Annotated in this window: 26 protein-coding genes; 14 read left to right on the top strand and 12 right to left on the bottom strand. The window is 54.4% G+C overall.

All coding sequences use genetic code 11. The annotated features are described in order from the left end of the window. Positions 1-76: 76 nt before the first annotated feature. From ureG to TLL_RS00270, 3 genes are read right to left on the bottom strand one after another with little or no spacing between them, the layout of a single operon-like run. Positions 77-679: an urease accessory protein UreG gene (gene ureG / locus TLL_RS00280; RefSeq protein WP_011055912.1), complete on the bottom strand. Its 603-nt coding sequence runs from the start codon at positions 677-679 to the stop codon at positions 77-79. Between the two features lie 4 nt (positions 680-683). Next, positions 684-1,607 carry a GTPase Era gene (era, locus tag TLL_RS00275; protein WP_011055911.1) on the bottom strand — a complete coding sequence of 308 codons (924 nt, stop codon included), beginning with the start codon at positions 1,605-1,607 and terminating at the stop codon, positions 684-686. A 9-nt stretch (positions 1,608-1,616) separates the two neighbouring features. Further along, positions 1,617-2,120: an ExbD/TolR family protein gene (locus TLL_RS00270; RefSeq protein WP_011055910.1), complete on the bottom strand. Its 504-nt coding sequence runs from the start codon at positions 2,118-2,120 to the stop codon at positions 1,617-1,619. 76 nt (positions 2,121-2,196) lie between these two features. Here TLL_RS00270 and gmk point away from each other — a divergent pair, with 76 nt between their 5' ends. After that, entirely contained in the window at positions 2,197-2,772 is a 576-nt protein-coding gene (gene gmk, locus TLL_RS00265) for a guanylate kinase (RefSeq protein ID WP_011055909.1), read from the top strand. Here the strand turns inward: gmk and TLL_RS00260 are convergent. The 4 genes from TLL_RS00260 to tyrS form a co-directional block, all read right to left on the bottom strand. Continuing rightward, positions 2,769-3,491: an ABC transporter ATP-binding protein gene (locus TLL_RS00260; RefSeq protein ID WP_011055908.1), complete on the bottom strand. Its 723-nt coding sequence runs from the start codon at positions 3,489-3,491 to the stop codon at positions 2,769-2,771. The genes gmk and TLL_RS00260 overlap by 4 nt on opposite strands. 395 nt (positions 3,492-3,886) lie before the next feature. Then, positions 3,887-4,609: a cytochrome c biogenesis protein CcdA gene (locus TLL_RS00255; RefSeq protein WP_011055907.1), complete on the bottom strand. Its 723-nt coding sequence runs from the start codon at positions 4,607-4,609 to the stop codon at positions 3,887-3,889. A 4-nt stretch (positions 4,610-4,613) separates the two neighbouring features. Beyond that, a complete protein-coding gene (locus tag TLL_RS00250) occupies positions 4,614-7,352 on the bottom strand; it encodes a M16 family metallopeptidase (protein ID WP_011055906.1) in 2,739 nt (912 codons plus the stop codon). A gap of 381 nt (positions 7,353-7,733) precedes the next feature. Further along, entirely contained in the window at positions 7,734-8,960 is a 1,227-nt protein-coding gene (tyrS, locus tag TLL_RS00245) for a tyrosine--tRNA ligase (protein WP_011055905.1), read from the bottom strand. A 161-nt stretch (positions 8,961-9,121) separates the two neighbouring features. Between tyrS and TLL_RS00240 the strand changes: the two genes are divergently transcribed. The 7 genes from TLL_RS00240 to gap all read left to right on the top strand — a co-directional run bounded on the left by TLL_RS00240 (position 9,122) and on the right by gap (position 16,192). Further along, entirely contained in the window at positions 9,122-11,053 is a 1,932-nt protein-coding gene (locus TLL_RS00240; RefSeq protein ID WP_011055904.1) for a transglycosylase domain-containing protein, read from the top strand. A gap of 222 nt (positions 11,054-11,275) precedes the next feature. Continuing rightward, the gene (locus TLL_RS00235; protein WP_164920633.1) at positions 11,276-11,797 is read left to right on the top strand and encodes a transcriptional repressor; all 522 of its coding nucleotides are present in this window, start codon (positions 11,276-11,278) and stop codon (positions 11,795-11,797) included. Between the two features lie 3 nt (positions 11,798-11,800). After that, on the top strand, positions 11,801-12,139 hold the full coding sequence (locus tag TLL_RS00230) for a hypothetical protein (protein WP_011055902.1): 339 nt from the start codon (positions 11,801-11,803) through the stop codon (positions 12,137-12,139). 1 nt (position 12,140) lies between these two features. Next, complete coding sequence (locus TLL_RS00225; RefSeq protein WP_011055901.1) at positions 12,141-13,037, top strand: S66 peptidase family protein; 897 nt, start codon at positions 12,141-12,143, stop codon at positions 13,035-13,037. A 174-nt stretch (positions 13,038-13,211) separates the two neighbouring features. After that, a complete protein-coding gene (locus tag TLL_RS00220) occupies positions 13,212-14,759 on the top strand; it encodes an NAD(P)H-quinone oxidoreductase subunit N (protein WP_011055900.1) in 1,548 nt (515 codons plus the stop codon). A gap of 52 nt (positions 14,760-14,811) precedes the next feature. After that, the gene (locus TLL_RS00215; RefSeq protein WP_011055899.1) at positions 14,812-15,147 is read left to right on the top strand and encodes a rhodanese-like domain-containing protein; all 336 of its coding nucleotides are present in this window, start codon (positions 14,812-14,814) and stop codon (positions 15,145-15,147) included. A gap of 22 nt (positions 15,148-15,169) precedes the next feature. Further along, the gene (gene gap, locus TLL_RS00210; RefSeq protein ID WP_011055898.1) at positions 15,170-16,192 is read left to right on the top strand and encodes a type I glyceraldehyde-3-phosphate dehydrogenase; all 1,023 of its coding nucleotides are present in this window, start codon (positions 15,170-15,172) and stop codon (positions 16,190-16,192) included. Here the strand turns inward: gap and TLL_RS00205 are convergent. Beyond that, on the bottom strand, positions 16,189-16,824 hold the full coding sequence (locus TLL_RS00205) for a lysophospholipid acyltransferase family protein (RefSeq protein WP_011055897.1): 636 nt from the start codon (positions 16,822-16,824) through the stop codon (positions 16,189-16,191). The genes gap and TLL_RS00205 overlap by 4 nt on opposite strands. Further along, positions 16,821-17,711 carry an ACP S-malonyltransferase gene (gene fabD / locus TLL_RS00200; protein ID WP_164920631.1) on the bottom strand — a complete coding sequence of 297 codons (891 nt, stop codon included), beginning with the start codon at positions 17,709-17,711 and terminating at the stop codon, positions 16,821-16,823. Before fabD ends, TLL_RS00205 begins: the two co-directional genes overlap by 4 nt. 106 nt (positions 17,712-17,817) lie before the next feature. Here fabD and rpsP point away from each other — a divergent pair, with 106 nt between their 5' ends. From rpsP to TLL_RS00180, 4 genes are read left to right on the top strand one after another with little or no spacing between them, the layout of a single operon-like run. Then, positions 17,818-18,069, top strand: coding sequence for a 30S ribosomal protein S16 (rpsP, locus tag TLL_RS00195; RefSeq protein WP_011055895.1), 252 nt, complete (start codon positions 17,818-17,820; stop codon positions 18,067-18,069). 3 nt (positions 18,070-18,072) lie between these two features. Continuing rightward, positions 18,073-18,426, top strand: a complete 354-nt coding sequence (locus TLL_RS00190; RefSeq protein WP_011055894.1) for a KH domain-containing protein — start codon at positions 18,073-18,075, stop codon at positions 18,424-18,426. A gap of 3 nt (positions 18,427-18,429) precedes the next feature. Next, positions 18,430-18,603: a 30S ribosomal protein S21 gene (rpsU, locus tag TLL_RS00185; protein WP_011055893.1), complete on the top strand. Its 174-nt coding sequence runs from the start codon at positions 18,430-18,432 to the stop codon at positions 18,601-18,603. A 9-nt stretch (positions 18,604-18,612) separates the two neighbouring features. After that, entirely contained in the window at positions 18,613-19,635 is a 1,023-nt protein-coding gene (locus TLL_RS00180) for a PhoH family protein (RefSeq protein ID WP_011055892.1), read from the top strand. Here TLL_RS00180 and TLL_RS00175 read toward each other — a convergent pair. Together TLL_RS00175 and TLL_RS00170 are read right to left on the bottom strand one after the other, a co-directional pair. Beyond that, entirely contained in the window at positions 19,580-20,302 is a 723-nt protein-coding gene (locus tag TLL_RS00175) for a superoxide dismutase (RefSeq protein WP_011055891.1), read from the bottom strand. The genes TLL_RS00180 and TLL_RS00175 overlap by 56 nt on opposite strands. Positions 20,303-20,348: 46 nt before the next feature. Then, positions 20,349-20,630, bottom strand: a complete 282-nt coding sequence (locus TLL_RS00170) for a hypothetical protein (protein WP_164920630.1) — start codon at positions 20,628-20,630, stop codon at positions 20,349-20,351. A 558-nt stretch (positions 20,631-21,188) separates the two neighbouring features. Between TLL_RS00170 and TLL_RS12795 the strand changes: the two genes are divergently transcribed. Next, a complete protein-coding gene (locus TLL_RS12795; RefSeq protein WP_011055889.1) occupies positions 21,189-21,482 on the top strand; it encodes a hypothetical protein in 294 nt (97 codons plus the stop codon). A 171-nt stretch (positions 21,483-21,653) separates the two neighbouring features. Here the strand turns inward: TLL_RS12795 and TLL_RS00160 are convergent, their stop codons facing one another. Beyond that, on the bottom strand, positions 21,654-21,839 hold the full coding sequence (locus tag TLL_RS00160) for an NblA/ycf18 family protein (protein WP_011055888.1): 186 nt from the start codon (positions 21,837-21,839) through the stop codon (positions 21,654-21,656). Positions 21,840-22,041: 202 nt separating this feature from the next. Here TLL_RS00160 and lpxD point away from each other — a divergent pair, with 202 nt between their 5' ends. Next, positions 22,042-23,058 carry a UDP-3-O-(3-hydroxymyristoyl)glucosamine N-acyltransferase gene (gene lpxD / locus TLL_RS00155; RefSeq protein ID WP_011055887.1) on the top strand — a complete coding sequence of 339 codons (1,017 nt, stop codon included), beginning with the start codon at positions 22,042-22,044 and terminating at the stop codon, positions 23,056-23,058. Positions 23,059-23,060: the final 2 nt, after the last annotated feature.

Raw genomic sequence — 23,060 nt, 5'->3', positions numbered from 1 at the left:
CGGGCAAATTGTTGCAGTAGCAGTGATGATGATCAGTCACTGTTTGTGGGTTGGGTCAAATTCTGGGGGATGACATTTAGGCGGCTAAGTGGACTGTGAGAAAAGCAATCACCTGATCTAGCCCAAGGCCAGTTTTCAAGTTCGTCATCACATAGGGGCGATCGCCGCGCATTTTTAGGGTGTCCCGTTTCATGACCTCTAAATCAGCGCCCACATAGGGGGCAAGGTCAATTTTATTAATCACCAATAAATCCGACTTGGTAATGCCAGGCCCGCCTTTCCGAGGAATTTTATCGCCGGCAGCCACATCAATCACGTAAATTGTCAAATCCACCAGTTCTGGGCTAAAGGTCGCAGCCAAATTATCGCCACCACTCTCGACAAAAATCAAATCCAAAGGCCGAAAAGCCGTTTCCAATTGCTGAATGGCCGCCAGATTGAGGGAGGCATCTTCCCGAATGGCGGTGTGGGGACATCCGCCGGTCTCAACGCCCAGAATTCGCTCTGGGGGAAGGGCTTGGGAGCGCACCAAAAACTGAGCATCCTCTTGGGTGTAAATATCATTCGTCACAACCGCTAGGCGATAGCGATCGCGCAAGGCTTTACAAAGCGCATCCACAAGCGCGGTTTTACCTGAACCCACGGGCCCTGCCACACCGACTCGCAATACTGTCTCCATGTTCTCAATCCTTCTCAATGCGATAGCCTAACTCCGCTAAGCGCAACCGATCCTGTCGCCAGCGGGGACGCACCTTGACAAACAGTTCTAGATAGATCTTGCCACCAATGAGGGTTTCAATTTCTTGGCGGGCAGCGGTGCCAATTTGTTTGAGCAACTGACCCCCTTGGCCGATAATGATAGCCTTTTGCGTTGGACGCTCCACATAAATCACCGCGTGTACCCGAGTGAGGTTGCGCTCCTGCTGCACCTGTTCAATCGTCACGGCGACTGAATGGGGGACTTCCTCGCGCGTGTGGTGCAAAATTTGCTCACGGATTAATTCCGCCATGATGAATCGCTCCGGCTGATCGGTGACCATGTCTGGCGGATAGTAATAGGGACCAAGGGGCAACTGCGCTGCGATCGCCGATTGTAGCAAACCAACTCCCTCGCCAGTGAGTGCTGAGCAGGGATAGGCTGGCCAAGGCCCAAGGGTTTGATAGTCCTGTTGCCGCTGTTCCCGCGCCTCTGGGGGCAGTAGGTCAATTTTATTGATGGCCATCAGAACGGGAGCGGGGGTCGTTGTCAGGAGATCCGCCACGTAGCGATCGCCCCGACCCGGCGGACTGGCAGCATCCACCACAAAGACAATGGCATCCACCCGCTTGAGAACACCTTTGGCATTGTGCACCAGCACTTCCCCAAGGCGATGGTGGGGCTTATGGATGCCCGGTGTATCCACAAAGATAAATTGCGCTGTTGCCGTTGTCAGAATGCCTCGTAAGCGATTGCGGGTGGTTTGCGCCACAGGCGAGGTAATGGCTACCTTTTGCCCCAGGAGATGGTTGAAGAGCGTGGACTTACCGACGTTGGGACGACCGACTAAGGCCACAAAGCCAGAGCGAAAGCCCGCCGGGGCCACAGGAATACTGGCAATCGCTTCCATGGTAGCAGCCTATGGGTTGGAGGGTAGGGGTTGCTCGTTAGCCGGTAGCGAGGGGAGGGGGTTAGGGCTGCTAGGGGGGGCCTCCGTGCTCAGCACCGGCCGTTCAACGGGTTGAGTGGCCAAGGCCACCCGATTGCCCCCTAGGGATCGCAGGAGATCCAAGACTTGGATGACTTCGTTGTAACTGACCACCTGCGACGCCCGTAAAATCACGAGTCCCTCTGGATGGGTTTTCAAGTATGTGGCCAAGCGTTGATAGAGTTCACTGCGGTTGACGGGGTCTTTATCGACAAAGAGTTGGCCTGCCGGATCAATGCTCACCACGAACATCTTTTGCAACTGGGCTTGGCTAGTGCTCGCTTTAGGGAGATTCAAGGTAATCGCCTGCTGCCGCGTCAGACTCACCGCCGCCAAAATAAAGAACGTGAGAATACAAAAGACCACGTCAATTAGGGGCAGCATTTCAATGCGGACATTGTCACTTTCAGTGGGCAGATGAATCTTCACGGCCATTCCTCAACCACGTTGCCTTAATGATAAAACTCTGAGCAAACACAGTAGGATCAAAAAGTTTCCCACCCATGCAGTTATGACCAGTGCAACGCCCCAGCCCGGACAACTCATTGTGATTACTGGCCCCAGTGGTGTTGGCAAAGGGACGCTCCTACGGCAACTGCGGCAGCGACATCCGGAACTGGCACTTTCGGTTTCGGCGACGACCCGGCCGCCGCGCCCTACGGAGGTGGCAGGGGTGGATTACTATTTTGTTTCTGTGGAAGAATTTAAGGCCATGATTGCCGCTGGCCAACTCTTGGAATGGGCGGAGTTTGCAGGTCATTACTACGGCACACCGCGCCAGCCACTGGTTCAACTCATTGCCCAAGGGAAAACCGTGATCCTTGAAATTGAACTGCAAGGGGCACGTCAAGTGCGCCAATCCTATCCCCAAGCGCGTCACATTTTTATTTTGCCGCCATCTTTAGCAGAACTGGAACACCGCCTGCGCAGCCGTGGCCAAGACAGTGAGGAGGCGATCGCCCGCCGTTTAGCTCAAGCAGAAACGGAAATTGCGGCTGCCCCAGAATTTGATGTGCAAATTGTCAATGATGATCTAGAAAAAAGCCTGATTGCTCTTGAAACGGCCATTTTTAGCCCAGCGCCCTAAGGCTCTGCCCGCACAATTCCGAGGTAGAGTTCCCCCACTTTGGGGTCATTGAGTAATTCGCTGCCCAGTCCTTCATAGCGATCTTTCCCCATTTCTAGGACGTATCCGCGATCGCTCATGGCAAGGGCTTTGCGGGCGTTTTGCTCCACGAGGATAATCGCGGTGCCCTGGGCATTAATTTCTTTGATTTTGGCAAAGACATCATTGACCAGCGCTGGGGAAAGAGCAGCAGAGGGCTCATCCAAGACCATAATTTGGGGATCGAGCATCATGGCACGTCCCATGGCCAGCATTTGCCGTTCGCCGCCAGAAAGGGTACCCGCCCGTTGGTGACGGCGCTCAGCCAAACGGGGAAAGGTTTCATAGACGCGCCCCTTGAGTCCTTTGAGGTTGCCGCTTTTGATAAAGGCTCCCATCTCCAGATTTTCTTCAATGGTGAGGGAGGGGAACACATTAGCAATTTGCGGCACGTAACCGATGCCCTTTTTAACAATTTGGTTGGGACGCAGGTAAGTAATATCTTCTCCGGCGAGGGTAATGGTGCCAAGGCGGGGTCTCAGCAAACCAGCAATCGTTTTTGCCAATGTGGATTTTCCGGCGCCATTGGGCCCAATGACCGCCACAAGCTCCCCGGCTTCGAGGCGAAAATTCACCCCCCGTAAAATATCCACGTCGGGAATATAGCCGGCATAGACATCAGAGACTTCGAGCAAGCTCATGGGGCAAACCAGATCGCCAGAGGGTCAACATCCTAGTATAGAGGCTTCCTCCCTGGGGTGGCGATCGCGGGTCCAACGGCAGTCGATCAAGCACCTCCGGACAAAAATATTCTCTCCGCTCCAAGATTTTAGCAACCTCCGACACCGTCAGGCCTAGGGCAGTTTCTGGCAGATTTAGAGGTGCTTGAATTTTCTGGAAAACCAGTCCTAGAGAGAGATTGCGCCCCTAGGCAGCCGCGGATCTAAAAATTTTACAAAAACAAAATAATGATCAGGACTAGATGCTTGAAAATGGGTTGTGCCATAGTCACTCCAGAGCACCTCCTAAGGGGGGTCAGTGCTGGGAGTTTCTCCCAGCCGAATCAATGGAAAGAAAATCTGAAGGGGAGCGATCGCTACAACCGAGTGGCCAAAGCAATCACCCCAAAGGCAATGAGGAGCACGCCACTGATTCTGGTGATCCAACCCGACCACTGCCGCAGGGCCAGTAGCTTTTGGAGGGCGCCACTAAAGGTACCCACGATCATCAGGGGGACGACATAACCCGTTGTGTAGGCCAAGAGCAAACCTGCCCCCACCCAGAGGTTTTGGGTGGTGGCCACCCACGCCAAGAGCGTTGCCAAAACCGGTGTGCTACAGGGGGCAGCAACGATGCCAAAGGTGGCTCCTAGGGTATACGCCTGTAAGCTGGCAGGGACACGATCCGGCAGTTCCTCTAGGAAGCGACTGCGGGGAAAGCTGAGGGGCAAGGCATCGAGCAAATTCAACCCCATGAGGATCGCCACCAAACTGACCCCCAGGGTCAATCCCCAGCCCACCTGACCGTAGATGCGTCCCGCCAAGGTCGCTGTTATCCCCAAGACCGTTAAGGTGGTGGCAAGACCCAGGGCAAACCAAAGGGACTGGCGCAACCCGGAGCTATTTTGCTTGCTGGCATAGCCGGCGATATAACCCACCGTAATCGGCAGCATGGAGAGGGTACAGGGGGTGAGACTGGTGAGCAGTCCTGCCAAAAAGACGATACCGCCACTGATGGGCGTCAGATCCCGGAGTTGACCGGTCACCCATTGGTCGGCCCACTGTTCCAGTTGGTAGAGTCCTAGGCTAAGGCTGGCCATGGTCTTAGGGGCTAAAGGAAACGGCAGGTCCGGCAGTGACAATGACCAGTCGCTCCGGATCAATCAGCTCTCGCAGCGCTTGATTGACCTCCGCCAAGCTCACCTGCTGCAGGCGATCGCTAAACTGTTGCAATTCCTGCGGCGGTAAATCCACACTGGCATTTGCCAACAGCGTCCGTGCCACCACATCCACATTGGCCAACTCCACTAGATAAGTGTTACTGAGGCTCCGCTTGGCCGCCTCCAGTTCAGCAGCAGTGAATCCCTGGCGGCGTGCCTCCCGCAGCAGTTGCAGCGTGGCCTGAATGGCCTTGGCGGTATCTTCGGGGGCAGTTTGCAACTGAATCATGAAAGGTCCAGCCTGACGACTGGCCGTAAAGAAACTGTAGATACCGTAGGTTAACCCCTGGCGATCGCGAATCTCCGTGCCCAAGCGGCTGGCCAGGGTATCTCCCCCCAAGATGTGATTCATCAGCATTGCCGCATAGAAGCGCGGATGCCGGCGATCGATCCCCGGCGTCCCTAAATAGGTAATTGCTTGGCTTTTACCGGCAATGACCGCATTCCGAAAGAGGGTTTGCGGGGGTGGCGAAACCGCAGGAAACGTGAGGGAAAGGGGCGCCGTTGGCGGCTGCCAAGGGCCAAAAATGTCCTTGAGGCGCGATCGCACCGCCAGGGGGTCAAAATCTCCCACGAGGGTCAAAATCGTGCGATCCGGCCGATAGGCGGCACGATAAAAATTCAGGAGATCTTGGCGTTGAATGGCCTGCACCGACTCAGGGGTGGCAAAGGGATGCAGCGGATGATGAGCGGGATAGAGGGTTTCCTGCAGAACGCGGCGCCCCCAGCGCACAGGATCGTCCGCCTCCAGACCCAGGGCCGTTAGGTAGCGCTGCTGACTGAGTTTAAACTCCGCCTCTGGGAAAGTGGCCTCCTGCAGCACTTCGCCAAGGGTGGCCAAGAGGGTGGGTAGCTCACTGGCTAGGGCATAGCCTTCGACATCAACTCCGTCGCGAAAGGCGCTGAATTCAAGGCTAATGCCGCGATCCTCAAGGGTTTGAGCTAAGGTGAGGGCCGTTTTGGTGCGGGTACCATTGAGCAAATTGGCAGCGGTGAGGTTGGCAACCCCCGGCTGCGTGAGCAGATCATAGGCGGTGCCAGCATCAATCCGCCCCGCCAGGGTGACCGTGGGGGTACTGCGATCCACCAGTAAGAGCACCCGCAGACCATTTTCAAGGGTAAAGGTTTCCACCCCATTGTTTTTGACCGCCGGGGCAGCCTGGGCGCTTCCTTGGGGTAAATAGGCGGCAATGGTTTGGGGATCGACGGGTTCGCCAATCAGATTGTGGGCGGTGGTTTGGACCGCCGGCCGACCTGATAGCTCCACATCGGCAAATTCACTGGGAATAAATTCCCCAACAATCCAGCGATCGCGCCCAAAATAGGTCTGCACCACCCGTTGCACATCGGCAGCAGTGACCTTTTCAATGGCCGCCAGGTGGCGATCGCTAAAGCGGTAATCGCCCGTGAGGGTTTCATCGTTGGCCAGTTGACTGGCTTGGGCATCAATATCGCGATTGCGGAGAATAAAATTGGCCTTGAGCTGTTGTTTGGCGCGTTGCAATTCAGCGAGGCTGAGGGGACGCTCCGCCAGTTGCTGCAACATCTTGCCGATGCTCTGCTCAATGGTTTCAAGGGATTGATCGGGGCTGGCGATCGCCCCCATTTCAAACCAGCCCCCCTCCTGCAATGCAGCTACGTAGGAGTAGGCCGAACTGGCTTGACCCGTTTCCATCAGTTCTTGATAAAAGTACGAACTGCGGCCGCCACTGAGGAGCATATCCAGGACATCCAACGCCGCTTGATCCGGATGGGTGATCCCCGGGATGGGCACCAAAATCTGTAGTAGCGGCGCACTCCCCGGTTCCCTGAGGCGAATTCGCTGGCCTGAAACGGCCCCAGGCGGCGGCAGCGGCGGAGAAATCAAAGGTTCTGGCGGCTGCGGAATAGCCCCAAAGGTGCTCTTGACCAGCTCCAGTGCCCTCGCGGCCCGAACATTGCCAGCAATCACCACCACAGCATTATCGGGGCGATAGTACTGCTGATAAAAACTCTTGACTGCCGCTAGCGTCAACTGCTCCACATCACTGGCTGTTCCCCCCACTGGCAAGCCGTAGGGATGCTTGGGATAGAGGGCCGCCATCACCGCACGACTGAGGCGATATTCAGGACTATTTTCATAGCCCTGTAGCTCCGAGATCACCACCCGCTTTTCACTTTCAAGGGCATCGGGGGTGATGAGGGTATGGCGCAGGCGATCCGCTTCAAGGATCAGCAGTGGCTCCAGTTGGTCAGCACGCACCGTGTGGTGGTAGGCCGTCATGTCGTAGCTGGTAAAGGCATTGGAAGAACTGCCCAGGGCATAAAACAACTGCCCAAATTGCACGGGTCGGCTTTGGGTCCCCTTAAACATCAGATGCTCTAGCTGGTGAGCAATTCCGTTTTCTCCCTTAGGTTCATGGCGAGACCCCACGCGATACCACACCTGCAAACTCACAACGGGCGCCGTGGGAATTTCCTTAATGAGAACGGTCAGGCCATTGTCTAAGACCGTTTTGGTCACGCCACTACCGAGTCCTTCTACCGAGTTCAGGGGAAAAATCACAGCCAAACTGGTACTCAAGAGCATCAAGCCAACAAATAAGAAAATTTTAACGAATTTTGGAGTTAGCCCTAGGGTCATTGTTTCACTGAATTGCCTTTGAATTGCCTTGGGGGGCGATCGCGCTCCCAAGAGTCATCATCGCTGCTGAAAGACGCAACAGAACCATCCCTGATGCTGCCGCCTTCCCCATTGTTTCATCGTTGTTGCCATCCACACCATGGGGTCACACGCCTAACCTCACCTTGTACCCTTGCCAACTCACTCCTATCACTTTGCCGCTTGGGCAGGTCAGTCTGAAGATGAGCAAGAGACGTGACATCTGTTTGCCGCTGCGGCACATCGGCGCCCAAGGCGGGTCACTCCCTGCGGACCTTGGCCTGACATTCCTGCTCACCCATCTGCCCCCGAACCTGCTCCCTCTATCTTGAATCAATCTTGGCGCAGCAGGTGAAAAAACGCCTAGGGCACAAAGCGCAGGAATTTTTTCTTGCCCACTTGCAGCACTTGGTTGACGTAGGGTTCTGGCGCGGTGAGGGTAAAATCCACATCGGTAATTTTCTCACCGTTGAGGCGGACGCCACCCCCTTGAATTTGCCGCCGGGCTTCGCTGCTGCTGGGGCAGAGCTTGGTGTGACTGAGCACGTAGGTCAGTTTCACAGGAAACTGAAACTCGCCAAGGGAATACTCTGGAATGGATCCCGCCTGTGCCGTTTGCCCTTGGGTGACGATCGCCGCCAGTTCCGCTTGGGTTTGCAGGGCCAGCTCTTGCCCATGGTATTGACTGACTACTGCTAGGGCTAAGGCCTTCTGGCGATCGCGAGGATGAGTGGGCAAACTGTCCAAAGGCAGATCCGTGAGCAGCTCAATGTACTGGTTCACCAAAGCATCGGGAATTTTTTCAAGCTTGGAGTACATACTGGCTGCCGACTCCGTGAGCGCCACATAGTTGCCAAGGGACTTGGACATTTTCTGAACCCCATCGGTCCCCACTAGAATTGGCATCAGCAGGCCAAATTGCACGGTTGGCAAGCGAAAGTGACGCTGTAAATCGCGACCGACGGCAATATTAAACTTTTGATCCGTTCCCCCCAATTCCACATCTGCGGCCACCGCCACCGAATCATAGCCCTGCATCAGCGGATAGAGAAACTCATGGAGAAAAATAGGCGTTTCCTTGGCGTAACGTTCGGCAAATCCCTCCTTGGCCAGCATCTGGCCCACCGTCATCGTTCCCAAAAGCTCAAGCACTTTGCGCAGGTCCAGTTTGGCAAGCCACTCTGAGTTGTAGCGAATTTCTAAGCGGCCAGGGGTCTCAAAATCCAAAATCGGCCTCACCTGTTCAAGGTAGGTTTGCACATTGGCAGCGACCTCCTCAGGGGTGAGTTGTTTGCGTACTTCCGACTTCCCCGTGGGATCGCCAATTTGAGCCGTAAAGTCACCAATAATCAGCACAGCACAGTGCCCCGCATCCTGAAACTGGCGGAGCTTGCGCAGGACAATGCTATGACCGAGGTGAATTTCACTGCCGGTTGGATCAATGCCAAACTTAATTCGGAGCGGTCGCTGCGTTTGCCGCAAATAGGCCCAGAGATTTTCTTCGGGTTTGACAGAATCAGGGACATGGGGGAACGTTTCGACCACGCCGCGCTGGAGCCGTGCAATGGTGGCCTCAAGGTCTGAAGACATCATTTGATTGGGCATTGATTGGGGTGAGGACATTTTCTGGTCTAGGATGGCTATGATAGCAATCAATTGCGATCGCGCGGCAATTTTGCCATTCCTGACTTTTCTCCAAATAAAAAATCGTATACGAAGCAAAAAATAATTCGCCTGAGGCAGCGACTGTCGTGTCCACCACTACCCTTGGCAAACACCCCTCCCAAACTCGCCCCCAACATGAAAACTTCTGGCGTGGGGTACTGCGAATTGCTAACCGCACCTTCCTCGTGGGGATGACCTTTGGGAGTGCGGCTATTGGGGGCAGCCTGTTGGGCCTAGCGATTAGCTTTCGGAATCTGCCGGATGTGCGATCGCTACGGGGCTATGTCCCCAGTGAAACCACCCACATTTACGATGCCAAGGGCACACTCCTTGTGAGCCTTCACGATGAAGAAAACCGCGAAGTCGTTCCCCTCAACGAAATCTCGCCCAATTTGAAGCTGGCCGTGCTGGCGATCGAAGACAGCAGTTTCTACCAGCATCGCGGTATTAATCCCATTGGTATTGCCCGTGCCTTGATGGTCAACCTCACCTCTGGGCGTACTGTGCAGGGCGGCTCTACCCTGACGATGCAATTGGTCAAAAATCTCTTTTTGTCTCGCGATCGCTCCCTGAGCCGTAAAGTGGCTGAGGCCGTTTTGGCCATGCGCCTCGAGCAGATCTTCAACAAAGACGAAATTTTAGAGATGTACCTCAATCAGGTCTATTGGGGACACAACACCTACGGTGTGCAAACTGCAGCCCAAAGCTACTTCAAAAAAAATGCTGCAGATCTCACGCTTGCTGAAGCCGCCATGATGGCTGGGATTATTCAAGCTCCAGAAGCCTATAGCCCCTTTGTGGATTTTGATCTCGCCAAGGAACGGCAGCAATTGGTCCTGGATCGGATGGTGGAGTTGCATTGGATTACCCCCCAAGAGGCTGCTGCCGCTGCCCAAGAACCCATCAAGCTGGGGGAAATTACCTCCTTCCAGCGCAGTCGTAGCCCTTGGATAACCGATGCTGTGTTGCAGGAATTGACCCGCCAATTTGGCCGTGAAGCAGTCATTCGTGGTGGCATGCGGGTGCAAAGCAGCCTTGATCTCAAAATGCAAACAATGGCGGAAGAGGCCATCCGACGGGGATATGACAGCCTACAAGCCAGTGGCGTGCGCGCAGATCAGTTAGCTTTAGCTGCTGTGGATCCGCGTACCCACTATGTCAAAGCACTGGTGGGGGGAGTGGACTACAGCCGCAGTCAATTTAATCGAGCCACCCAAGCCCTGCGCCAGCCGGGGTCTGCTTTTAAGCCCTTTGTCTACTATGCCGCCTATGCCAGTGGCAAATATACCCCTGAGTCAGTCATTAGCGACTCGCCAGTGCAGTATCGGGATGGGGACGGATGGTATGTGCCTCGCAACTACGATGGCTCATTTATGGGTGGGATGTCTATGCGCATGGCCTTGGCCATGTCCCGCAATATTCCCGCGATTGTCCTTGGCCAAGAGGTGGGCATTGAGCGCGTAATTGAAATTTGCCGCACCCTTGGCATCACCAGTCCCATGCTGCCGGTGGTTTCCCTGCCCTTGGGAGCGGTGGATCTCACCCCCTTGGAAATGGCCGCTGCCTATGCCACATTCGCCAATAATGGTTGGCAATCTCCCACGACAACAATTATTCAGGTCACCGACAACAATGGCAATTTGCTGTTGGATCACACACCGCGCCCCAAACTCGTGCTTGATCCTTGGGCCGCCGCCGCTGTAAATAACACACTGCAGAGTGTGATCACCAGTGGTACAGGGACAGCAGCCAACATTGGCCGGCCTGCCGCAGGAAAAACAGGCACCACTTCTTCGGAGCGGGATATTTGGTTTGTGGGTTATGTGCCCCAACTCTCAGCGGCTGTTTGGGCAGGGAATGACAACTATGCGCCCTTGGGGCAGGGGGCAACGGGGGGTGGTTTTATGGCACCCATTTGGCGAGATTTCATGAGTCAGGCACTCAAGGATGTGCCCGTAGAGGACTTTACCCCGATGTCGAAGTTCCAGCGGCCCAAGCCGCCGCGGCCAAAAAATTAACTCTGCTGGCGCAATTCTGAATCCCCCCATAGGGTGAGGTGGTTCAGGGATTGATCTGGGAGTTGGGGAACACCGTTATGGGGGCTGGTGAAGCATTGCAACTCATTGGCAAAAAGTCCAGTAAAACCATTGTAATTATTCTCAATAAGCTCCGGTTGTTGCAAATGACACTTGTTCTCGGCTATCATGCAAACCAAGACCGGCAGATCAAGTGAATCTCCTATGCCACTTTATACAGCAGCAGCCTTAAAGGCAGAACTCAATGAGAAGGGCTGGCGGTTGACGCCACAGCGAGAAACTATTCTCAACATTTTCCAGAATCTGCCTAAGGGCAATCACCTGAGTGCTGAAGACCTCTACCATGAGTTGCGCAAACAGGGACACTCCATTAGTTTATCCACCGTTTATCGTACCGTGAAGTTGATGTCACGGATGGGTATTCTGCGGGAGTTGGAACTGGCTGAGGGGCACAAGCACTACGAATTAAATACCATGTCCCCCCACCACCATCACCACATGGTGTGTGTGCAGTGCAACCGCACGACTGAGTTCGATAATGACTCCATCCTCAAGCAGGCCTTGAAGCAAACGGAGAAATATGGTTTGCAACTGATTGATTGCCAACTGACGATCTATACCATTTGTCCAGAGGCGCTGCGGCGTGGTTATCCGGGACTGCCAGAAAACTGGGTCTGTAGTAGCGCGATCGCCCACGGGACAGAACCCCCCTCGCGGGGTAAATAGGGGATGTTACGCCCTCTCGGGATTGCCCTTGTTTTAACCCCTATAATTCCGGGGGTTGGGTTTCCCCATGGGCGAGTGGCCTTTGAGCAGCCCTCTGTTTTTGCTGAAGTTGTTCTTGAAGCCAATAGCCCTCAAGGGGGCCTGATGAAGACCACCTCCAACTTCTTTATCCAGATACCGGCCAGCGCAGGGAAACCCCTTGCCCGTCTTGAGATTCAGCAACTGCCCAGCATTGAGACCGTTGATTTGTTGCCCCAAGGTCTCCGTGGGGGCGATCGCCCCTTGGGTCAAAATGTCATCACGGGTCGCTTACAGTTTTGCCGCAATTCTAATTTTTGTTAACGTGACTGTTGTTGCAGCATTACCGCCTCCCCTGCAGCCGGGCGATCGCCTTGCCGTCGCCTTTCCCAGTGGTGTGCTCCGCCAAGAGGAACCTTTTTGGCAGGGAGTGGCCTGTTGGCAAGCCCAGGGCTATGAGGTCATTGTCGATGAGGCGGCCTTTGCCGGCTGGGGCTACCTTGCGGGTTCCGATCAACAGCGGCGCGATCGCCTACGGCACTTATTGCAAGATGATTCTATTAAGGGCATTCTCTGTGGGCGAGGGGGATTTGGTGCCACCCGTCTACTGGAACAGTGGCAGTGGCCTTCAGCGCCACCAAAGTGGCTAATTGGTTTTTCAGATATTACGGCTCTTCTGTGGAGCTATGCCGCCCAAGGGGTGGCCGGCGTTCATGGTCCAGTCCTCACCACACTGGCGCAAGAGCCCCTTTGGACTCAGCAGCGTCTTTTTGATCTCGTCCAGGGCAAGTCCCTAGACCCCCTATGGGGAAGCGGTTGGGGAGGCGGTGTGGTGCAGGGTCGCCTCTTAGTGGGAAATTTAACGGTCGCGACCCATTTACTGGCCACACCTGATTGCCCACCTTTGGAGAATGTGATCTTGGCCCTAGAGGATGTGGCTGAAGCCCCCTATCGCATTGACCGTATGCTGACGCAGTGGCGCCGGAGTGGGGCGTTATATCAGATTAAGGGGATTGCCCTCGGCCGTTTTAGTCGTTGTGAAGATGCCACCATGGAACCGAATTTTCGGCTGATTGAGGTTTTGAGCGATCGCTTGGGGGATTTGGGAATTCCCATTGTTAGTGACTTGCCCTTTGGCCATGAGGGGGTCAATGCTGCATTACCAGTGGGGGTAGCGGCTGAGCTAGATGGCGATCGCGGTTCTTTGCAGGTATTGCTCTGACAAGCTGACACCCGGTGAACCACAAGCTGCTAAGGAATCAAATCCCTGATGCGCCGCTGTCAAGGGGGGCCAAAACTAATCGAACCCATAAGCAGAAGCTGATCGCCAGTCACCAATGAAATGAAAATCTGGGTGATAAGATATGGGGGATTCCATCAAGGCACGTAAAAAGTTATGGATTTGGTGACACTGGCCGGACAGCTCAATGCAGGCACCATTTTGCCGGAAACCATCCTGATTGTGACGCTGCTTGTCGTCCTGTTGGCGGATTTGATTCAGGGACGTCAGGCCGATCGCTGGACGCCCTACTTTGCCATTGTCGGTTTAGGGGGGGCGATCGCCACGATGATTCCCCTATGGACTCAGCCTGCAACTATCAGTTTCTTTGGCAGCTTTATTTCCGATCACCTCAGCCTCTTCTTCCGGGGACTGATTGCCCTCTCCGCTTTGGGCACGATTCTCATGTCCATTCGCTATGTTGAGCAAACGGGCAGTTCCCTCGGCGAATTTATGACCATTCTGTTGACGGCCACGGTGGGTGGCATGTTCATTGCCGGTGCCCAAGAACTGGTGTTTATCTTTGTGGCCCTAGAGACCCTAAGTATTGCCTCCTATCTGCTCACGGGCTATACAAAGCGCGATAGCCGCTCCAATGAAGCCGCCTTGAAATATCTCCTGATTGGTGCGGCCAGCTCTGCCATCTTCCTTTATGGCTCATCGCTACTGTACGGCCTTTCCGGTGGGCACACCCAACTGCCAGCAATCGCCCAAGCCCTGTCCTCCGAATCCTTGGGTCTTGTTGTGGCCCTAGTGTTTGTGATTGCCGGCATTAGTTTCAAAATTTCCGCGGTACCCTTTCACCAGTGGACCCCCGATGTCTATGAGGGTGCCCCTACCCCTGTGGTTGCCTTTCTTTCGGTGGGTTCCAAAGCCGCTGGCTTTGCCCTCGCCATTCGCTTTTTGACCTTGGCCTTCCCCAGTGTCACCGATCAGTGGCAACTCATCTTTACAGTGCTGGCCATCCTCAGCATGATTCTCGGCAATGTGGTGGCACTCGCCCAAACCAGTATGAAGCGGATGCTCGCCTACTCCTCCATTGGTCAGGCGGGGTTTGTGATGATTGGTTTTGTCGTTGGCACTGAGGCAGGCTATGCCAGTATGCTCTTTTACTTGCTGGTGTACCTCTTCATGAACCTTGGTGCTTTTACCTGTGTGATTCTGTTCTCCCTGCGCACCGGCACCGATCAAATTAGTGAGTATGCAGGCCTCTATCAAAAAGACCCCCTGCTGACTCTTGGCCTGAGCCTATGCCTACTGTCTCTGGGGGGGATTCCACCCTTGGCAGGCTTCTTTGGTAAGATTTACCTCTTCTGGGCGGGTTGGCAAGCAGGTGCCTATGGTCTTGTCCTGCTGGGCCTATTGACGAGTGTGATCTCCATTTACTACTACATCCGCGTCGTCAAGATGATGGTGGTCAAGGAGCCCCAAGAAATGTCAGAGGCGGTGCGCAACTATCCCGAAGTCTCCTGGTCGAGTTTTGGCCTGCGGCCTTTGCAGGTGGGCTTGGTCATGACGGTGATTGCCACCTCCTTAGCGGGCATCTTGGCCAATCCCCTCTTCAACTTGGTGAATACGGCAGTATGGGATGTGCCGCAACTGGCTAATCAACCAACGGTTATGGAGGTCGCTTACCAAGCCCTCTCCCCGGCAGGCAAATCTTAAGGATGATTTCAATGCCGATCTCCCATGATCCTCATAGAATCAAGGGGAAACCATGCTAGGACAAATCACAGTGGTGGAATTGGCGCAACGCCTAGCCACAGAGGCGGATACCTTGCAACTCATTGATGTGCGGGAACCCGAGGAGTGGGCGATCGCCCATCTTCCTCACTTTACGCCTTTGCCCTTGAGTGCCTTTCCCCAATGGTCGCCCCAAATTTGTCAGCTCTTTGATCCAGACCGGGAAACCTTGGTGCTCTGCCACCACGGTGTACGCTCTGCCCAGATGGGGCACTGGTTAATTCAGCAGGGGTTTCGCAATGTCAAGAATATTGTGGGTGGAATTGATGCCTATGCTGCGGTAGTGGATCCAACCCTTCCCCGTTACTAGTGGATGATTTGGGAGAGTTTTCATGACGTTGAGAGTCGGTATTAATGGTTTTGGCCGTATTGGCCGCTTGGTGTTACGGGCAGGGCTTGCCTGCGACAATCTTCAGTTTGTCGGCATTAACGATCTCGTGCCTGCGGATAACCTAGCCTACCTCTTTAAGTACGATTCCACCCACGGCATGTATCCGGGTACCGTCAAGGCCACAGCGGAGGGCATTGAAATTGATGGTCAGTTCATTCCCTGTACTGCTGTGCGCAATCCAGCAGAACTGCCCTGGGGAGCCGTTGGTGCAGACTATGTTGTTGAGTCCACTGGGTTATTTACGAGCTATGAGGGGGCAGCGCAGCATTTACAAGCTGGTGCCAAACGGGTAGTGATTTCAGCCCCCACTAAGGATGCCGATAAAGTGAAAACGATTGTCGTTGGTGTTAACCATGACACCTTTGACCCGTCGAGCGATCGCATTGTCTCCAATGCTAGTTGCACAACCAATTGCTTAGCCCCAGTTGCTAAGGTGTTGCACGCAAGCTTTGGCTTAGCGGAGGGCTTGATGACCACCGTGCACGCCGTCACCGCTACCCAGCCCACTGTGGATGGTCCCAGCAAAAAGGATTGGCGCGGCGGCCGTGGGGCTGGCCAAAATATTATTCCCGCGTCTACGGGAGCCGCCAAGGCAGTAACGTTGGTGTTGCCCGAACTGAAGGGCAAGTTGACGGGGATGGCCTTTCGCGTTCCCACACCCGATGTCTCTGTGGTGGATTTGACCTTCAAAACCGAGAAGGCGACAACCTATGGGGACATTTGTGCAGCAATGAAGGCAGCGGCAGAGGGGGAACTCAAGGGTATTCTCGGCTATACCGAAGAGGCGGTTGTCTCCAGCGATTTTATTGGTGATGGCCGCTCCAGTATCTTTGATGCCACAGCCGGGATCCAACTCAATGCCAATTTCTTTAAAGTAGTGGCCTGGTATGACAATGAGTGGGGCTATTCCTGCCGGGTGGTGGATCTACTCAAATTAATGGCCGCTAAGGAGGGTCTGCTCTAGCGACCCAAGTCATGGAGGCGGTGGATGACGTCGCAGCAATGCTGAGTGACCGCTTCTAGGGCAGCGCGATCCCCCGAAGCCGGCGGTGGAATCGGTGCACCAATGCGCACCGTAACTGGGACCGGTCGGGGAAAGGTGCCATTCTTGAGAATCTCCTGAGTGCCCCAAAGACAAACAGGCAACAGGGGTGCTTGCGCTTTGGCTGCAATCAACGCGGCCCCCAGTTTCGGGTCATCAATCCGGCCATCCTTGGTGCGGGTACCCTCCAAGAAGACCCCCACCGCCCAACCCTGTTGTAGGGCTTTGAGGGCAGCCTGCAACGCCCGGCGATCGCCCGCGCCTCGCTTCACAGGATAGGCGCCATACCAGCGAATCAAGGTGCGAAAAATGGGAATGTGGAACAATTCCTCCTTAGCCATCCAGGCCACCGGTCGGCGCACACAGTTGGAGATAAGGGGCGGATCAAAGTAGCTGGCATGATTGGCGACCACCACCAGTGGTCCGCGCAGCGGTACCTGATGGGCACCATAGATGCGCCCCCGAAAATAGGTGTGCAGGAGTGGACTCACCACTGACCATTTGAAGAGATGGTAGAGGAGCAGGCTGATCAGCGGCTCGCGATCGCGACTCACACCAGGCTCTCCAAACTGGCGATCGTTGCCACCCCTGTGACTGTGATCTCTGGAGTGGTGCGCTTGACCAAGCCAGCTAAGACATTCCCGGGCCCAATCTCCAGAGCTTGGGTTACTCCCGCCGCCGCAAGGGCATAGCAAGTGTCCACCCAACGCACAGAACCCGTCATTTGCGATCGCAACCGTGCCTTGATCAGCGCTGCATCCGTTGTTGGTTCGGGTTCGACATTGTTCAGGACAGGAAAGACAGCCTCTTGAAACTGGCACTCATCCAACAGTGTGGCAAAAGTTGCCGCGGCCTCCGCCATAAAGGGGGAATGAAAGGCACCACTGACATTCAAGGGAACTGCCCGTTTGACTTTTATCTTTGCCAGTAGGGCGTCAACGGCCTCGGGCAGCCCTGAAATCACCACTTGTCCCGGATGGTTATCATTGGCCAGAACCACATTGGGGATGCGGGCGATCGCCTGCTGCAACTCCTCGCGGTCAAAGCCAATCAAGGCCACCATCTTGCCGCCACCAGCAGCATTCATCAGTGCGGCGCGCCGCTGCACCAATTGGAGTCCCGTTTCAAAATCAAAGACTTCTGCCGCATAGAGAGCAACATATTCACCGAGACTATGTCCTGCCACAAAGTCCGCCTTCGCTCCCCGTTCCTTGAGGGCATCCACCAGTAGGCTCTCGACGAGAAACAAACTGGGCTGGGTATAGAGCGTTTGGTCTAAATTGCCGATGCGCCCTCCACAGCAGTCAATGACCGACCACCCTAAAATGGCCGCTGCCTGTTCGCAGCGCGCCTTGGCTGGGGGATAGGCCGTCAGCAAATCCGCCATCATTTCTGGATGTTGCGACCCTTGGCCGGGAAATAACCACGCTGTCTTTGTCATCGGCACTGCTCAACTCAAACCGGAATCTACTTTACCCGATTTGGGATGTCCGTTATACTAGAAAATTGTCGAGAAAAACCTACCTCTTTTATCTCCATAGGCTGACATGATTAAACTGCGTCTCAAACGCTACGGCAAAAAGCGGAACGCCACCTATCGTATTGTGGCCATGAATAATACCGATCGCCGCGATGGGCGTGCCCTTGAAGAATTGGGCTTTTATGATCCAATCCATAATGAAGTGCGCCTCAAGGAAGAGGCGATCAAGCGGCGTTTGGCGCAGGGTGCACAACCCACAGATACCGTCCGGCGGCTCTTTGTCAAAGCGAATCTTCTCCCCGAAACTGCCCAAAAATAGGCAATGACTGAATCGGCTGCCCCCAACTACGCTGCCTTGATTCGCTTCCTGCTGGAGCCCTTTATGGAAGCACCAGAAACCCTGCGGCTCCATGCGGAATTTTCCCCTGCCAATTCTCGTATCTGGGTACGTCTTGCCTTTGCTGGCGAGGATAAAGGGCGGGTTTATGGTCGTGGGGGTCGCAATCTTCAAGCCATTCGAGCGGTTTTACAGGCTGCTGCCCAAGCCGCTGGTCAGCAGGTTTATTTAGATGTTTATGATGATGCCAAAAGTACGCCTAAAATAGATCATCAAAGGAGCGATCGCCCGCGGCGATCCCGTCGTCGTTTTTATCCATCATCAAGGAGGCAAAGTTAGCGCGTGGCTGAAGTCCGTTTAGGTGAAAACGAATCCATTGAGTCCGCTCTACGGCGATTCAAGAAAAAAATCCAGAAAGCAGGTATTCTTTCGGAAGTCAAGCGGCGTGAACGTTACGAAAAACCTAGCCTGCGCCGCAAACGCAAACAGGAGGCTGCCCGCAAGCGCAATCGCTAAGCTTAGGCTATGACCACGAGGGAAAGCCTCACCATTGACCTCCACAGCATTGAGAGTGCGATCGCCCTTGTCGGTGAGCAAGAAGCTAACCTGCGCATCTTTGCCGCCCAAACAGGGGCGACTCTTGTTTTAAGGGGACGGGATCTCTATATCACTGGCACCCCTGCTCAAGTCCAACTCTGCCAACAACTCATTCAGGACCTCGGTACCCTCTGGCGGGAGGGACGTCCTGTGTCGGGGGTGGATATTCTCACGGTCCGCCACGCCTACGATACTCAGCAGCGGGAAGCCCTCCAAGAGCTGCAACAGGATATTCTGGCTCGCACCCGTCGGGGTGACATTATTCGCGCCAAAACCTTTCGCCAGCGCCAGTACATTCAAGCGATTCGTAGCCATACCCTGACCTTTGGCATTGGGCCAGCGGGCACTGGTAAAACCTTCCTGGCCACGGTCCTAGCCGTACAAGCGCTACTGGCGGGCACCTATGAGCGGTTAATTTTGACACGGCCTGCGGTGGAAGCGGGGGAGCGGCTTGGCTTTTTGCCGGGAGATTTACAGCAAAAAATTGATCCCTATTTGCGCCCCCTCTACGATGCCCTCTACGAGCTAGTAGAGCCGGAGAAAATTAGCAACCTGATGGAGCGGGGTGTGATTGAAGTAGCTCCCTTGGCCTATATGCGAGGGCGTACACTGAACAATGCCTTTGTCATCCTCGATGAGGCCCAGAACACCACTCCTGCCCAGATGAAAATGGTGTTGACCCGTATTGGTTTTAACTCCTGCTTGGTGGTGACCGGGGACTTGACGCAAACCGATCTACCAGAACACCAAACTTCCGGCCTCAGTGTGGCTACGAAAATTCTCAAGGATGTCGAAGGGATCGCATTTTGTTATCTAACCAAGGGGGATGTCATTCGCCATCCCCTTGTCGAGCGGATTATTGATGCCTACGATCGCCATGAGCAGGCCTTGCGCACTAAGCCAAAAGCTCGCGCATCTGGGCATAGCGATCGCTCACCCAAGGCCAATTAACCACCTGCCACCAAGCCTCTAGGTACTGATCGCGACGGTTGCGATAGGTTAGGTAGTAGGCATGTTCCCACAGATCATTACCCAAGATGGGCACTTGCCCTTGCATCAGCGGAGAATCTTGGTTGAGCGTGGTGGTAATGGTCAAATTCCCTTGGGGCGTCAGCACAAGCCAGACCCAGCCACTGCCAAAGTGCCTCAGACCTGCTTGCTGAAACTGGGCTTGAAATTCTGGGAACGAGCCAAAAGTGTTTTCTATGGCTATGGCTAAGTCCCCCGCGGGCTCACCGCCGCCATTCGGTGCCATACTTTGCCAAAAGAGGGAATGATTAGCATGGCCACCGCCGTGGTTGCGCACAGTTGATTGGATAGCGGTGGGGAGTTGGTGAAGGTGGCGCAGGAGCGTTTCGATGGCGAGCCCGTGCCATTGACGGTAGGGTGTCAGTGCCTTGTTGAGAGTGTTGACATAGGCTGCATGGTGTTTGTCGTGGTGCAGACGCATCGTCTCTGCATCAATCACTGGCTCTAGGGCATCGTAGTCATAGGGCAAAGGCGGCAGCGTATAAATTTCTGATGGCTCACCTGCCGCCACGGCGGGGCGCGATCGCAACCACAGGGTAGCAGCACTGACGCCGAGGAGGCCGAGGGTTTGACGACGGGTTAGGCGCATAACGAGTACGTGAAATGTTCCCGCTAACAGTCTAAGCCCTTCAGGATTATTCCTGGCGCAGCAGGAGTTGTTGGGCTTGGCTGGGGGTCAGGAGTTGGCCATCCAGCTCAATTTGCAGCACCTTGTCAGAGGAGGGTTGCAGTGTGGTGTTGGTTTTGCGGCGGTCTTTAGGGGGCCACTGATTTTGCCAAAGGCGGTTCATTTCTGAGGATTCAAAGCCAGTGGTCGGGGAAATGGGATTAAAGATTGGGGACAGGGGGGTTGCCAACGTGACGAGGGGAGAGAATATCGCCGTCAGCACCATACTCATCAGCAGTAGACGGGTCATAAATCCATACCTCCTAGGAGCGATCGCACTTGCAGTCCTCTGGAGTGACACCTAAAAATAAAAGCGCTGTTAAAATACTCCTACCTACTTCCTCCAGCTTCAAACTTAAAGGGCTGCTGACTTTTTCCTTCCGCTAGCCGTTCGTTTTGTTCACTCAACTCAGCCTTATTTTTTCATTATACTCCCTGGGACTAAAGTCCTTTTTCAGTTTTTCCTCTTCACCCTGAGATGGCGAGGCTGCTCAGGTCCTCTTTTGTATGGTTCCCTAAATTAGGATGGCAAGGGGTACACACTAGGTCGTTTGCAATTATCAATCAGGCATACACTCCTAAAGAGGTTTCGCGATGATTGGCGGAGCTACTAGAGACTCAAAAGGAAACAGAACACCGCTTTCAAGAGGCTGAACGCTTACTGTAAGAAGAAGCACGGCCGCTCAACCAACAAATTGGCAAACTGGGCAATCGCCTTGGGGAATTTGTTGAGTGGCAAGTACGCCCAGCCGTGTTGCGCTGATCTCAGAGTCGTGGAATTGCTGTTTCTCAACTCTACAGCGATGTCATGCTTCAAGATGGCAACGAAAGCCTAGAAATTGATCTATCGGTGGTCAATAGGGATGAAGCCGTTCTCGTCCCAGTGAAAACACAACTCAGCCAAGGGAATATTGATGAGCATTTAGAGCGGATTGCAAAATTTCCTCGTTTGGCTCATCAGTATCGCAGCACTCAACTCTTGGGACCTGTGGTGGGGATGATTCCTCGCTACGCTTATCGGCAAGGCTTGTTTGTGCTAGCGCAGTCGCGGGATGGGGTGACGATTCTCCACGACCCGCAGTTTCAGCTCCGCCCGTGGTAGGGCAAGGGACATTGAACCCAGAAAAAATGATGGGCGTGATTCGCCGCTACAAAGCTTTTTGCTGTGGGAAGAGTCCTGTGCAGAAAAAATTGTGGTGCAGCCCCGTATCCCCTACTTGATTCGCGAGCGGAAGCAAGGTGGAGAAAGAGGTCCGTCCCACACATTGGTGACCTAGGCAGCGCGTTTGACCAAGGAGCGAATGACGTTGTCTTTCATCATCAATAGGCGAGAGGCTTGCAACAGCAGCTCACGAGCTTCCTGAAGGCTCATCGCACTCACTTGCGCCTCCATCACTCGCATTTGAAACTGCTGTTCGACGCTGAGGTCAACATTCAGTTCGGGGAAGCGTTGCTCCATAGAACGTACTCCTTACTCCATGTCATCGGTATAGGTGTTAAAAAATATAACAAACACATTGACAAAGTTGCCACTCAATGAATATCACCTGCGCAAAGGATAAAATGTTCAGCGTGAACGATTTCACGAAATTCTTGTTCAGTTTCATTAATGAGACCTGATAGACTGAGCTCAAATCCAGGTCAATGATGAGGACGGCAAGATGCGGTTGGCAGATGTAGCCGAACGGTTTGGGGCAACCCTCGACTGTCCAGAGCACGGCGATCGCCCGGTGTTGGGAGTAGCCCCCCTAGAAACAGCAACAGCAACGGATATTTCTTTTCTGGCCAATCCTAAGTACACCGCCCTGTTGCAGACCACCCAAGCGGCTGCGGTGTTTGTGCGTCCCGACTTTCAAGGGGAGGCGGCCTGTCCTCTGCTGCGGGTGCCCCATCCCTACCTTGCCTTTGCCAAGTGTATTGAATGGTTTTATCCACAACCCAAACCTGTCGCCAAAATCCACCCGACAGCAATTCTGGGAGCCGATGTGGTTTTGGGAGCTGAGGTAACGATTGGTGCTTATACGGTGATTGGCGATCGCGTCCGCATTGGCGATCGCACAGTGATTGATAGCCATTGCACCCTTTATGACGATGTGGTGATTGGCTCAGACTGTCGTATCTACAGCCACTGTGCCCTGCGGGAGCGGGTGCAATTGGGCGATCGCGTCATCTTGCAAAACAGCGTGGTTTTAGGGAGTGATGGCTTTGGCTATGTCCCCCTACCCGATGGTCGTCACTACAAAATTCCCCAAGTGGGCACCGTGGTCATTGGCAACGATGTAGAAATTGGTGCTGGCACAACGATTGATCGCGCCACCCTTGGAGAGACCACTGTGGCCAATGGCACAAAAATTGACAACTTAACGATGGTGGCCCACAACTGCACCATTGGTGAAAACGCCATTCTCTGTGCCCAAGTGGGGTTGGCAGGTTCAACCCACATTGGTAATCACGTGGTCTTGGCTGGACAGGTGGGGGCAGCGGGTCATTTGACCATTGGCGATCGCACTGTTGTCTCCGCCAAATCCGGCATTAGTAGCTCGGTACCCCCAGATAGCCGCATGGGGGGGATCCCGGCGATGGATCAAACCCTCTACCTCAAGGTCTCAGCCGCAGTGAAGCAATTGCCAGATCTCCTCAAGCGAGTGCGCAAATTAGAAGCTAAGGTGGGGGAATAGCC

It is taken from the genome of Thermosynechococcus vestitus BP-1, from assembly GCF_000011345.1.
GTDB classification, from domain to species: Bacteria; Cyanobacteriota; Cyanobacteriia; order Thermosynechococcales; family Thermosynechococcaceae; genus Thermosynechococcus; species Thermosynechococcus vestitus.
The sequence above is the reverse complement of the archived record's forward strand: the minus strand, read 5'-3'. Positions and strand labels throughout refer to the sequence as shown.

Bases quoted from the DNA above. Each gene is read 5' to 3' on its own strand.
- ureG (WP_011055912.1), bottom strand. From the start codon at position 679: ATGGAGACAGTATTGCGAGTCGGTGTGGCAGGGCCCGTGGGTTCAGGT.
- era (WP_011055911.1), bottom strand. From the start codon at position 1,607: ATGGAAGCGATTGCCAGTATTCCTGTGGCCCCGGCGGGCTTTCGCTCT.
- TLL_RS00270 (WP_011055910.1), bottom strand. From the start codon at position 2,120: ATGGCCGTGAAGATTCATCTGCCCACTGAAAGTGACAATGTCCGCATT.
- gmk (WP_011055909.1), top strand. From the start codon at position 2,197: ATGACCAGTGCAACGCCCCAGCCCGGACAACTCATTGTGATTACTGGC.
- TLL_RS00260 (WP_011055908.1), bottom strand. From the start codon at position 3,491: ATGAGCTTGCTCGAAGTCTCTGATGTCTATGCCGGCTATATTCCCGAC.
- TLL_RS00255 (WP_011055907.1), bottom strand. From the start codon at position 4,609: ATGGCCAGCCTTAGCCTAGGACTCTACCAACTGGAACAGTGGGCCGAC.
- TLL_RS00250 (WP_011055906.1), bottom strand. From the start codon at position 7,352: ATGACCCTAGGGCTAACTCCAAAATTCGTTAAAATTTTCTTATTTGTT.
- tyrS (WP_011055905.1), bottom strand. From the start codon at position 8,960: ATGTCTTCAGACCTTGAGGCCACCATTGCACGGCTCCAGCGCGGCGTG.
- TLL_RS00235 (WP_164920633.1), top strand. From the start codon at position 11,276: ATGCCACTTTATACAGCAGCAGCCTTAAAGGCAGAACTCAATGAGAAG.
- TLL_RS00230 (WP_011055902.1), top strand. From the start codon at position 11,801: ATGTTACGCCCTCTCGGGATTGCCCTTGTTTTAACCCCTATAATTCCG.
- TLL_RS00220 (WP_011055900.1), top strand. From the start codon at position 13,212: ATGGATTTGGTGACACTGGCCGGACAGCTCAATGCAGGCACCATTTTG.
- TLL_RS00215 (WP_011055899.1), top strand. From the start codon at position 14,812: ATGCTAGGACAAATCACAGTGGTGGAATTGGCGCAACGCCTAGCCACA.
- gap (WP_011055898.1), top strand. From the start codon at position 15,170: ATGACGTTGAGAGTCGGTATTAATGGTTTTGGCCGTATTGGCCGCTTG.
- fabD (WP_164920631.1), bottom strand. From the start codon at position 17,711: ATGACAAAGACAGCGTGGTTATTTCCCGGCCAAGGGTCGCAACATCCA.
- rpsP (WP_011055895.1), top strand. From the start codon at position 17,818: ATGATTAAACTGCGTCTCAAACGCTACGGCAAAAAGCGGAACGCCACC.
- TLL_RS00190 (WP_011055894.1), top strand. From the start codon at position 18,073: ATGACTGAATCGGCTGCCCCCAACTACGCTGCCTTGATTCGCTTCCTG.
- TLL_RS00180 (WP_011055892.1), top strand. From the start codon at position 18,613: ATGACCACGAGGGAAAGCCTCACCATTGACCTCCACAGCATTGAGAGT.
- TLL_RS00175 (WP_011055891.1), bottom strand. From the start codon at position 20,302: ATGCGCCTAACCCGTCGTCAAACCCTCGGCCTCCTCGGCGTCAGTGCT.
- TLL_RS00170 (WP_164920630.1), bottom strand. From the start codon at position 20,630: ATGACCCGTCTACTGCTGATGAGTATGGTGCTGACGGCGATATTCTCT.
- TLL_RS12795 (WP_011055889.1), top strand. From the start codon at position 21,189: ATGCTTCAAGATGGCAACGAAAGCCTAGAAATTGATCTATCGGTGGTC.
- TLL_RS00160 (WP_011055888.1), bottom strand. From the start codon at position 21,839: ATGGAGCAACGCTTCCCCGAACTGAATGTTGACCTCAGCGTCGAACAG.
- lpxD (WP_011055887.1), top strand. From the start codon at position 22,042: ATGCGGTTGGCAGATGTAGCCGAACGGTTTGGGGCAACCCTCGACTGT.